The sequence below is a fragment of the Enterococcus sp. DIV0800 genome (assembly GCF_050559735.1).
Taxonomy (GTDB): Bacteria; Bacillota; Bacilli; order Lactobacillales; family Enterococcaceae; genus Enterococcus_A; species Enterococcus_A devriesei.
The window spans coordinates 327,999-340,245 of record NZ_CP187898.1 but is presented as its reverse complement, the minus strand read 5'-3'; the positions used below and the strand labels follow the sequence as shown (position 1 = coordinate 340,245).

Below are 12,247 nucleotides of genomic sequence, written 5' to 3'. Positions count from 1 at the left end.
CCAATTAGCAAAAGTGATGAGATAAAAAGGAGAAGCTTCCAGTGTTTCATACTAGTGAGCCTCCTTTCTATTCAGCCATAAATAGAAACCACCGATTGCTGACCCACCAAGAATAAAGAGGATTGCCCATTGAATTGTCTTCCTCATTCCCTGTCCACCGGTTTCTGGCAGAAAGCCTCTTTCGGTCTCGGGTATTTCTGCCTTATTTAATGATTTAATTTCTGCTGTAGGAATTGGTTCTTGCTTTGCAATAAGATCAAGTGAAATTACACGGCTTGCTGAATCTACTTTCAACTGTTCTGAAGAAGTTTTGACTTCTCCCCTACTTGATAAGCTGAGTTGGATATCCGATTGCTGTGTAAGATTTTTTAAGACGTAATCACCTAGTCCAAATTCAGTCAATCCAGTCTCGCTCGTTTTTAAATCCATCACAACGAGTTCGTCTGTTTTCTCATGCATCGGTTGACCCACCAAATTCTCCGAAGAATTTATTTCGAAACGGTAAGGCTTGAATTGGCTAACTAATTGAACATCTTCCTGCGTCAAATCATTTTCTTTTTCCAACGGCTGACTAATCGCCACCTGATCTGGTACTTCAAACTGCAAGGATTCCTCAGTTAATGACAAATTCACGGACTGAACACCTTGGTAGTCAGCAGACTCTGAAACATTCACTGCATACTGACCCAAAGGCAGATTCTCAAAGTGAGCGATTCCGTTTTCATCACTTTTAGCCGTTAGCGCAAGTTCTTCCGACTGCAAAGAAATTTTTTCTTCATTTAAAGGATCTCCAAGCTCATTGACTACTCGAAAGGCAACTGCCGCATGCTTACTTATTAATTCAAGGTTTGGAACTGCTTGGTCATCAACAAACAGTTGTGTTTCAATCTGTTCATCTTTTTCTTGAACCTCAAAAAAAACCTTCTCTGGCAACTCGTACATATCCACATTTTTCAGTAAAACTGAATAAACACCTATAGCCAAGTTTTCAAATGTCAGCTTACCCGTTTCCTTTGACCCAGCTATTACAAGGTTTTTCTCTTGTTGGAGTAACTCAATCTCTAGCGGACTAGCGGTTGTCATCGATGAACCATCTATCAGAACATCAAATCCTGCTTGAATCGCCTCAACTTCTACCGTGTGTTGTAATAAAAACTGGTATGCTTGCTCTTGTGACCCTTCATCAGCTGTTTCTGATAAATCAATTACACGTGCATTACCTTGGTACACTGTTGTAGAACGTGGAGACTCAACATAGTCAGGAAATTCCTCCATAATGATCTGTAGATTTTCCGAATGGTTGAAATGGGTTCTAATTTTTTCCTCCCACTCCTGTTGGATCATTTCTTTTGATTTGCTCTTATTCCCTAAAAAAATGTTTTCTGAAGTCTCTACTGTTTCTTCAATAGATGATTCTTTTAGAACCGGTATGCTTTCCTCAACAATTGGTTTCTCATCCAATTCTTCTGTTTCATTAGCCAGCAATTGCGGACCCTCTTTTGTACTTTGGACAACATATGGTCCTGAGAGCTCGCGACTCAAGGTATTGGTTTGAACTACCGATTCTTCTTTCGAATTTTCAACAAGTCCTTTTTTTTCCTCTTCAGTTACAACCTTTTGATCTAATTGAAACTCAAATGTCAAAATATCTGTCGAACGATCGGTCTCAAATTCAAAGGTTCCATTATCACTGTAATAATTTGATGCTTCATACCAGCGAGACTTACTTTTTTTCAGCGTTTCAACAAGTGTCTTTTTATTTATGCTATCCACCGATAGACTTCTATGTTCAACAGCTGATTCTGCTAAACTTTCTTTGCCGATCGTCCGAAACTTAACGGTTGATGGCATCAAACACTTTTTTTGATAACTGATTCGCCATTGATTTTTTTGCTGACTTTGATGTGTGTCAATGGTTAAAGCAAGTTGTTCATTCTCAATTAGTATAATTTCATTCTCTTCAGCCAAAGCTATCGAAGGAACAGATAGCACACTACCAAGAACATTAAAAGAGAGAATCAAAACAACAAATAATGTTATCTTTTTTTTCATTTTAACTTTACCTCCCAACTATCAGATATTACCCCCCTTTATAATAATAAGAAAATAGTAAGTTCGCTAATTAAATTCTAACAATTACCTGATAATCATACAAAAAATTAGCTAATAATTCTTCTTTTGACAAAAACAAATTTTTAAAATCACTTATAATTATCAAAGCCTTGGTATATTTCAGTTAAATATAAGAAAACACTTGTCTGGTAACCGTTTTTTATTATTTAACTCTTTTTTTTTAATTTTTTTTGCTATAATTGGTTTATAAGGATGTGATTTTATGCTCTCGGAAATGTCTTCTGTAATCCTAGATAAACCGGCCAAAAGAAAATTACAAATCATGAATTTTTTATTTAATGAAACACTTGACTCCATCTCGTTGACATTGCTTTGTGAAAAATTCGACTATACATATCCAACTATTCAAACACTAACCAATGAATTGCAGCATGATTTTGAGGCAATTGGTTTTTTTGATTTTTGTATTGAAAAGGGCAAGATAATTTGGTGTCCCGAGCACTACCCTTGGCGTACCTATCAACAGTTCTTGATTCGACAATCCATTCCTTATCGCTGGTTAAAAGCAACCTTGCTTTCTCCAGAAAAAAAGGTCGTAGCATTTTGCCAAGAAAATTTTGTTAGTCGCACAACCTTGACTCGAAAAATGAAACCATTGTCAGATTTTTTAGCAACTTTTGATATTCGTTTGAGTTTAACCAAAATGCAGTTGTTAAGTAAAAATGAAGCTAGTATCCGCATTATCTATATCAATTATTTATGGTTAGGTTCATTTGGCGAGGAACTCACACAAAAAAACGAGCTAGCTTCAAAAGAACAGCAGCTACTAGAAAGCGATCAGCTAACTCACTTAAATTTTATTCACCCTAAGGAAGTAACTCTTTTCTTTGTCGTTGCTCGTCTACGAGTAACTGCTGGCTTTTATTTAAGAGAAGCTCCTTTTAAAAAATTAATTCTTCCTGATTCTATTTCAACTCTCTCAACCTATGTCTGCTCCTTTATTAACGATCCAACTCAAGTAGAACGGCATGTTGAGTTCCTGGGCTTTTTGATTTACTACTACCCCTATTTCGTGGACGAAGCTGACGAACGACTTCCTTTTATTTATAAATATTTTCAATCCATTTCTCAAACAGCCCATCCGTTCACGGAACTAGTCTACGAATTACTAAATTATATGACGAAACGATCTAAGCTTCGTTCATTGAACCAAAGAGAAGACCGCCTGTTAAAAATGAACCTTTTCAAGACATTTTTGAACTTTTCAGTTTTTAGGGAAACTCCTTTTCCTTCGGTAGACCTCACTTTATCCAATGTCTTACAAGATTCAACAGAGAAAAATCTGCTCGCTGATGAAATAGAATCCTTTCTAAAAAAAGTCTGTCGCCGCAAGAATTTTGACTGGTTGAAAAATCAGCGTAGAAAAATAGCATATACATTAGCCACAACCATTTTTCCTTTTTATAGTACACAACAGACTCCTGTCAGCATCAATGTCACAGTTGTTCCAATACCAGATTATTTAGCCATGAAAGAAATTAAAGACTATCTCGAAAACTTAAAATTTGTGAATTATTCGCCCTTCTCACCCGATTTAAAAGAAATCGATGTATGTATCGCTTCGTCTGAAAAGCTTTTAACTGATTTTTCTACGCCTGTTTCGTTCATTATCCCTTTCGAACACTCTGATTTTTATAAAAGCCGCTTGTTTGATCACTTGCTGGCTGTTCATACTAAAAAGAAATTTAGCTAGGTGATATTCTTTGGCTCAAGTCTCCATTTCGTCTAAAATTAAACTGAAACGAAAAAGGGGGAATTTGTATGCGTTGGCGAGGGGATCGACAAAGTTCAAATGTGGAGGATCGTTCAGGAAGTAACGGCCGACCAGTAGGGAAAATCGCTACCGGCGGCGGTCTTGGGTTATTTTTAATTGCTATTGTTGTTTTCTTTATTTCCGGTGGTGATCTAAGTACCGTGACAGATACTTTAGGTGGGGGTGTTACACCCGCTACCTATGAAACAGAAAATGTTTCTTCAAAAGAATACATCGATCAAAAAGAATTTGCGGCGGTAGTTTTTGCCCATTTAGAAGATTATTGGGATGGCGAATTTGCCGAACGGAATGAAACCTATCAAAATCCAAAGCTGGTGCTGTTCACTGACAGCGTGAATTCAGCTTGCGGACAAGCCAGTTCACAAGTTGGTCCTTTTTATTGTCCCGCCGATCAAAATGTCTATTTAGATCTAAGCTTTGCTGATGAATTATCGAATAAATACGGCGCTACAGGTGATTACGCGATGGCTTATGTGATCGCCCATGAAGTCGGTCATCATGTCCAAAACGAACTAGGGATTTCTAAACAACTAGAAAAAATTCGACAGCGTGTCTCGGAAAAGGAATATAATAAATACAGTGTTCGCTTAGAGTTGCAAGCCGATTATTTGGCCGGTTGTTTTTCTAAATACTTAGCCGGCCAAACCTATCAAGGCCAGCCGATCTTAGAAGAAGGCGATATCGACGAAGCCATCACTGCCGCCAATGCCATTGGTGATGACACCTTACAAAAGGAATACCAAGGCTATGTCGTTCCCGACAGCTTTACTCACGGAACAAGTCAGCAGCGAATCAATTGGTTTAAACGAGGCTACAAATATGGCGATCTCGAACATGGTGATACCTTTAATGAGAAAAATCTAGACTTAGCCGGTGCGGCGTAAAAAAGTGTCGGTCAAAATTGACCGACACTTTTTGATTACCAATTTATAAACCTCCGTGTGGAGCTAATTTATTCTTCTTTTTCAGAACAGATCACTGCATCAGCATTATCAAAATAAACTTGATCAAAAACAGATGCATGCAATTTATATCCTTTACCCCAAAAGGTCTCAATAATTTGCCCTTCAACACCTTTACCAGCGAGTTTGCCTTTTAGCCGTTTTACTAATGTAGACAGCTGAGACATATTAGAATTACTTGACTTCTTATGCAAGATCACCAAACATAATTCATCTCTAGAAATGGCGGTGTCTCCTTGTTCATATAAAACACGCAGCAACTTCATTTCTCTATTGTTTAAGTCCAAAGTAGACAAATTATATTTTGCACTTCTTTTTGGTAACGTGAAAAACAATCCTTCTTCACGTTTCTCCAAACAACTCAAGGCCTCTCGAATTGCTTCAAGGGACATTTGATTCGCAATATAATCAGAAAAACCTTCACGTCTCAACTGCTGAACTTGTTTTTCAGCTAACAACTCGTTAGATTTCCGTAATAGTCTTAATGGGTACTTTTTTAATTTATTCATTATCCTAGTTACTTCTAAATTATCGATCGTTTCACTTAAAATAATTTGATTAAAGTTAGATAAAAAATCCAATGACAATTCATCTTGTAAGCATAGTTGCAAGAGCTGCATAGATGAGAAGACCTCATGGCCCAGTCGCTTAACTTGTAATTCAAAATAAACTTCACTTATCGGACTTTTTGTCAACAATAAAATGTGGCTCATATAACCCCCTACTTTCTGTACCATGATTGACGACCTAATCCTTGAAAAATATTCTTTTAAATTTCCAGATTGCTTTTCTTCATAATTCTTCTGACCTAAAAATCAAGAAGCCACAAGCCGAATCCTTTAAAATAGTCTAGCAATTACGTTGCTACTTCTGACTAAATAGTTATAAATGTAAAAACTCTAATCTACCTTAAAAAAAATAGTGATTCACGGCCTTTCTACGCTTCAGTAGCAAACCGCTTACTACGATTAGCAGCAGTAAACCAGCTAAGGCCCATTCATAGTTATGAGTATCATTTGTCTTAGGCAAGCTTCGGGTGTTGTTGCTTGATGGACCTGTCGCGCTATTGGATTGATTTACTTTTTTCCCTCCTAAAGTATTAGGTAGGTTAGAACGATTAGGTGTTTCTGGTACAAGAGTATTTGTGATCGTATAACCATCCACCTGTGATACATAACCAGCCGGAATATTTTCTTCCTTAACGGTATATTCATACTCTCGTCCGCTCAGATCACAAAGTGGCAATTCTTCGAAAGTATAATGCCAATTCATTTCATCTGTAACTGTTACTTCACCGATCTTCTGACCATCTCGCATGAGTGCGATTAAAACAGAGTCTGGTCGAATGCCAGCTTGATTTTCTTGATCATCCCAAATCTTTCGACCATTTATTTCTGTCGTTAACAACTTATTAGTCACGTTCAGTCCATTTGTTGTTGCTTGATAAGCTGGTGTTTGATTATAGTTGGCCGGAATGTCGATTTCTTTTACTTTGTAATGCATTTGACGACCTAATTTGTCGGCTACAGGTAACCCAGCAATCTTTAATGGTGTAAAATCTGGACCCATGATTTCAAAAATTCCTTGTGGGCTCGCTGGCGTTCCTACCTCTGTAGCTAATGATTCGGCCATTCCGTCTGACCATGAATAAAGTTGGAAGGTAATTGTTTCAGGACGTGTATTGAATTTGTTGTCAAAATCGTCCCATTCTTTTTTAACCATCAGCTCCACCGTATTCAAATTATTCGTGAAGGTCACTTTTTCGCCTTGTGCAACTTCAAGAATTTGTTGCTGTTCTCCTGCTTGGCCGCCACTTGGTGTATAGGTACTCGCTAAGCCGGATAAGTTTTCCTTTACCGCGTATTGAATAAGTTGACCCGCCTGATCGTATTTCGGTAATTTCGTAAAGCTACCGCTCCATTTATTTCCCTGACCATTTAAGGTGATTGTTTTCTCAACACCATACACCTCTTCAAATGTTTGCCAATCAGCTCCTGTTTTCACCATTAAAGTAAAGGACAAATCGGTTGGTCGCGTACTGTAATAATTGTCTTGGTCTGACCAATTTTTTTCGACTGCAATCTCTGTTGTGTCTAGATTATTTTTAATATTGTTTCCTGTAACTTCCGGTGAAAAACCGGTTATCGCTTCTTCTTTTACTCGATACTGAACCTCTGCTGATCCTTGATAGTTTTGCGGCAGATTGCTGAAGGCATAGCTCCAACTATCGTCCTTCGACACTTGCTGTGTTACTACCTGGTTGTTTCGCGTATAAGCTTGCCAAGTATTTCCCTTATCCAAACTATACTCTAAATGAACAACGATACTATCTGGAATTAGGTTATAGTTTTCTGCCAGTGAATCCCACGTCTTAGTCCCTTTTATTTCCGTCGTTTTCAGTGTATTGATCAAATTCGTACCACTTACCTTGGTCGTAAAGCCGGTTGCTTGTTCAGCTATACTGTATTCATACGCTACCGGAGGTGTTACCGAAGTGTCGTATTTTGGCAACTTCGTAAAATGATATTGCCATTGATCATCCGCCGTTACTCGGACTGTTTTATGAAGAGCTTTACTTCCCGCAGCACCTTTTTGATAAAGCTCAACCTTAATGCTTTGCGGCAATACAAACTGGTCATCATTATCAACTAAATTCCAAGTTTTTTCACCATTGACCTCAATCGTTTCTAATTCATTTTGGACTTCTAGTGGCTGCCCGACAATATATTCTTTCCCTTCATCGCCATAAATGATTTTCCCAGTGTTGGTAACTTGAATCTTGGTTAATTCAAAGCTTCCTAGATAGCCTAAAGGGTTTTTCGTTTCTTTGACGGTGTAAACTTTATTCGCTTCAAGATCAAAGGAAACAAGACCATTTTTGTTAGAGGTTTTGACTACATCGTGCTCAGGATTGCCGTCATAACTCAAAGTAAACTCTGCACCTGGAAGTTTTTTATTCCCATCAGTCTTAACAAATTCAATGACACCTTTATAAATTTCATTTTTCGCTGTCACTTCGCTTGTTTTATCGGGTTCGACGTTCGCTGGAACTGTATCAGTAGATAGTTGATACCCATTTGGAGCGGTTATTTCTTTTAATACATACTCTCCTGGTTTTAAATTATCGATCTCAATCGTTCCATTCGTGGTTCCAAATTGATCGATGTTATTTCCCAAAGCATCTTTAGTCACTTGGGTCGTTCCATCTTTCTCGTACAATTTGAACACTGCACCATCTAATAATTTAGCAGAATCGGCTGTATCTACCTTAGTTAACTTGATTCTTCCTACTTTTTGGTTTTCAACTGTAATTACTTTTCCAGTTTCTTTATCCGTATCATTGGTGATTTGATAGGTAATCCCTTGAGCCAACTCGTCACTAATGTAATAGCCATCCGCCGGGTTGATTTCAATTAACGTATATGTGTCATACGTCAAATTACCAAAAGCTGCTTGTCCTTCGCTATTCGTAATTTGCTCTGCGACTAGCTGCCCATTCGCCACGGGACCACGATAAAGGGCTAAGGTTGCCCCTTCAACAGCTTTTCCAGTATCTTGATCTGTTTTTTTGACGACTAACTTCCGTACTTCTCCTTCCGCCGTACCACCCGCATCTGGAACCACAATTTCGGTCGTTTTATCCGTATCATTGGTATCTATCTTTATATTATCTCCAGTGATCGTCACTTTATTTGAAACTGGAACAGTAGCTCCGGGGTTTCCTGTATAAATAATCGTTGCATCGTAAGTGACGGTGTAGTGCTGATTAATATCGTTAAAAAGAATTTTAAACTGTTGCTCAGCGGTCTCTAGCTTGAAGTCATCCGTCACATCTTCTTTCGTCGCATTATTAACGATTTTTACAGTGGAAGGAATGACTTTCAAGTTTTGCCAGCTACCATCGATCAGTTGAACATTTTTAAGTGTTAACTTTGCTGGATTAACCTCAATTGAATAATGAATGGTATCGCCGTCTTTACTCTTATCATACTGATGCGTCTTATTTACATAGCTATTGTTATTCGTATATTGAACTGTTGCTGTAACCTCTAACGGTTGATTCGTATCATCTTGATACTTTGCTTTATTGGTGGCACTACCGATAGCAATCTCACCCTTATCAGTGATTACTTTCGTAGTAAATGTGATCTTGTATTGATCTGCTGCTCCCTTTTTAAAGCCAGTCACAACTAAGACACCATTTTTGCCGCCGTCCACTGTTACACCATTGAAGGTTTCGGTTTCGCCTTTTTCAACTAGCTTAAAGGTAAATCCGGCTACTTCATTGCCTGCTGTATCTTTGACTAAAGGTTTTACAGAAGAATCATAAACTTGGCCTTCAGGAATCGGATCCGTTAGAACTGCCTTGTCGCCATACGGAACTGCTGTCGATGTATTCAGCCCGATCGTCCAATTTACTTGGTTCGTCGTTGCATTAAATTCGCCGCCTTTGCTTCCGGCAATTTTTTGCCGCTGATCGCCAGGCGTTTTGAACCCGCTATTTCCTTTATTGCTCCATTCACGCCCACCTTGTATATAGTGATAATCAACTTGATTTGTTACATCCATATTTAGTTGGCTTTTATCATAGCTACTTTGATAAGTAATAATAAATTTACTATCGCTTTTTTTACTATAATCGAGTTTAAATTTTTTATCAGTAATACCTGACACTGTATAATCCTTTGGATCAACGATTGTCGCTGTATTGTCATTTTGCCCTTTTTTCACTTCTTTTACTGTGATCGAGCTAGGAGCTTGATCACAGGTCGAGTTTGTTAACGTATCACTGATGTACCAGCTATCTAGTGCTGTATGTTCACTATTTACTGTGATGGTCCAAGTGACCTTGCCGTCATTTTTCTCGGGTGAAATCGTTCCTGTTCCCTTATCGGACGACTTGATCACACCTGAATTATCATGAGGAATTGGTACATTCGGGTTATCACCATTTCCATTCCATTTTATTGAATTATTATAGCTTGTGGCTGTTCCGCCTTTTGTGGACGTGTACATCGTGAAGTTAAAGCTATCTGAGATGCCTTTTGGAAAAGTTAATGTATAGCCGTTCGTGCTTTCAGCGACGACAACCGTTTTCCCGCTATTAATTCCACCCTTGTTAAACGCGTCGCTGATCATCTTTTGTAACTGCGCTAATGTCAATTTATTTCCATCCGCGTCCGCAGGTTTTTGTCCACTCGTCATAACATCAATAAATTTTGTGTCTGCAGGAATATCCATACCAGATTTCGTAAATGTAATCGTCCAAGAGATAACCTCATTTTTCGTATCATATTCTCCGGCAACCTTTTTCAGCGCACTGGCTGAATTAAAAGTAGCTGATGCATTTGCTTTCACATCGCTTGTTTCTTTAGAAGTTAGCTGAGCTTGATTGACAACATTTGCTGTCAAATTTGTAGGTGTGGGTGCTTTATTCCCTGAGGTATCTGTTTTTAATTTGTCAAAATCAACAGTCGTTTTAAAACTAATGACATAGGCTTCATCACTCGTTGGCAACCCTAAAGTAAACGTGCTGGCACCATTTGCTGGTTTTCCGGTGACTTGACTGGTTACATCCGTTCCTGGTTCAATCCGATTTCCTGACGCTAAATCGACCTTGTAGCTCATCACTTTAAGAGCACCGCTATAGGTTACTCCAGCAGGTAAAGTATCAGTTAATTGACCATCCGTCATTGCTTTGGCCGTGTTATTAGCGATTATTTGCCAAGTAACTTCCCCCTTGTTCCCTTGAATATCCTTGGCATCTGTTTGTGAGAGTACTTTTTTAGATAGATCTTTAGAATTCGGCACGACGATATCAGGAACAACATGGACATCGCCATCGACAAAAGGAATAACGATTGTCGTTTCTCCTCCACCTTCCCCATCTTTTAAGCTGACATTTCCTGCAACATTCAATGTTCCTTTAATTCCGGAATTATTTTCTACTGCTTCAGTAAAAACAATTCGAACCGAACCATCTTTTTGAATCGTGAATTGTCCAAAAGTTACGCCATTTGTATCTGACAAATTCCCTGTTAAAGGTCCATTACCTTTAATCGTAAATTTCTCTGGCAATTTAAAATCAAAATAGTCTCCTGCTTTGATATTTTTGCGTAACGCTTCCGGTAAACTCCATGTATATTGCAGTAAAAGACTATCATTGACTTGGATATCTTTACCGTCAATTTCTTTACCATCTTTCGTAATTTTGGCAGAATCAAAAATTGTTTTATTTCCTTCTGAATCTTGTTTCATTGATTCCGATCCAGAAAGACTCGTAATATCTCTGCCTTGATTCTGTGGTTCAACGGCTTTACTGGCTCTTTTCGCTACTTTGGGGGTTTCCTTTGGAATTTCTTTTGGCGCTTCGGTTGATTCTTCTGGAAGTGTTTCTTGAACGTCACTTGCTGTTTCTGATTCAACGGTTTCATTATCTGACGGTTGCTGATCTTCTGAAAGAATTTCCTCACTAGAATTATTTTTTGATTCCTCTGTCTGAGGAATGTCCACGTGGACAGTAATCGGTGAACCATCCTTCAATAAATCCTCTGCTCCTGTTTCCCCGTGTTGCATGATCATTGGATAAATTTTTATTTCCTCTACGAGTGCCGTCTTAAAGGAGACTGTTCCATTTTCATTTACCTTCGTAGCTGTCTGCTGAAGAAGCTGGTCATTTGAACTCGCAAATGATGCGCCTGATAAACTAACAATCTCCTTTAAGCCTAGTGATTGTCCGTCACTCATTAACCCCAGACCAAATTGAGTATCTTCATTACTAGCATTTTTCTGATAAGAATAGTTCCAATCAATGGTATCCTCTTCCAAATTTACAGAGTAATCCAACGTCGCATTTCCATTCTCATTTTCAAATAATTCAACGGATTGTGTGTTAAGCGTTTCTGCTACCGCCACTAAACCAGTACATAAGTATTGTGCAAAAGGCAACAAAATTGCAAATAACAGTACTAACGTCTGACATTTTTCCTTAATTTTCATAGCTTCCTCCTTTTGGTGACTTATTTTTTAGTTTTATGGTTGGGAAATTATCTCAATTATCATTTGACTATTTTTCTTCTCATTTTTAGATATTAAGTTATTAATTGTTTAGATTTTTTGCTGCGTCTTATAAATATCAATCGTTATTAAAAAGATAATAATTATATCTATGAATTCAATTGACTTTAAAACAATCAATTAATAGTTTCTTTTTATAAAAATCAGAATAATTTCCCTCTAAATAAATCTTATAATTTTTTATACCCAAAAAAATTTCCTAAATTTTACGCATGTTTTAAAAAAAATAACCAACAAGTAATAAAATGTTGATATAAAGCTATATCTTTAGAGATAAAAAAATCTTTAATTTTTTTTTTTA

5 protein-coding genes are annotated in these 12,247 nt (G+C 37.7%); 2 read left to right on the top strand and 3 right to left on the bottom strand.

The window, feature by feature from the left end; genetic code table 11:
- Positions 1-51 precede the first annotated feature (51 nt).
- Positions 52-2,070, bottom strand: coding sequence for a hypothetical protein (locus IGI54_RS01575; RefSeq protein WP_430620972.1), 2,019 nt, complete (start codon positions 2,068-2,070; stop codon positions 52-54).
- 277 nt (positions 2,071-2,347) lie between these two features.
- Between IGI54_RS01575 and IGI54_RS01570 the strand changes: the two genes are divergently transcribed.
- Both IGI54_RS01570 and ypfJ read left to right on the top strand, forming a co-directional pair.
- Positions 2,348-3,826, top strand: coding sequence for a helix-turn-helix domain-containing protein (locus tag IGI54_RS01570; protein ID WP_430620971.1), 1,479 nt, complete (start codon positions 2,348-2,350; stop codon positions 3,824-3,826).
- 68 nt (positions 3,827-3,894) lie between these two features.
- Positions 3,895-4,791 (top strand): KPN_02809 family neutral zinc metallopeptidase, encoded by an 897-nt coding sequence (ypfJ, locus tag IGI54_RS01565; RefSeq protein WP_430620970.1) that lies wholly within the window; start codon positions 3,895-3,897, stop codon positions 4,789-4,791.
- A 68-nt stretch (positions 4,792-4,859) separates the two neighbouring features.
- Here ypfJ and IGI54_RS01560 read toward each other — a convergent pair whose 3' ends face one another.
- Together IGI54_RS01560 and IGI54_RS01555 are read right to left on the bottom strand one after the other, a co-directional pair.
- A complete protein-coding gene (locus IGI54_RS01560; RefSeq protein ID WP_430620969.1) occupies positions 4,860-5,606 on the bottom strand; it encodes a winged helix-turn-helix domain-containing protein in 747 nt (248 codons plus the stop codon).
- Positions 5,607-5,778: 172 nt separating this feature from the next.
- Positions 5,779-11,868: a Cna B-type domain-containing protein gene (locus tag IGI54_RS01555; RefSeq protein ID WP_430620968.1), complete on the bottom strand. Its 6,090-nt coding sequence runs from the start codon at positions 11,866-11,868 to the stop codon at positions 5,779-5,781.
- Positions 11,869-12,247: the final 379 nt, after the last annotated feature.

Excerpts from the sequence above, each read along its gene's own strand:
- ypfJ (WP_430620970.1), top strand. The coding sequence starts at position 3,895 with ATGCGTTGGCGAGGGGATCGACAAAGTTCAAATGTGGAGGATCGTTCA.
- IGI54_RS01560 (WP_430620969.1), bottom strand. The coding sequence starts at position 5,606 with ATGGTACAGAAAGTAGGGGGTTATATGAGCCACATTTTATTGTTGACA.
- IGI54_RS01555 (WP_430620968.1), bottom strand. The coding sequence starts at position 11,868 with ATGAAAATTAAGGAAAAATGTCAGACGTTAGTACTGTTATTTGCAATT.
- IGI54_RS01570 (WP_430620971.1), top strand. The coding sequence starts at position 2,348 with ATGTCTTCTGTAATCCTAGATAAACCGGCCAAAAGAAAATTACAAATC.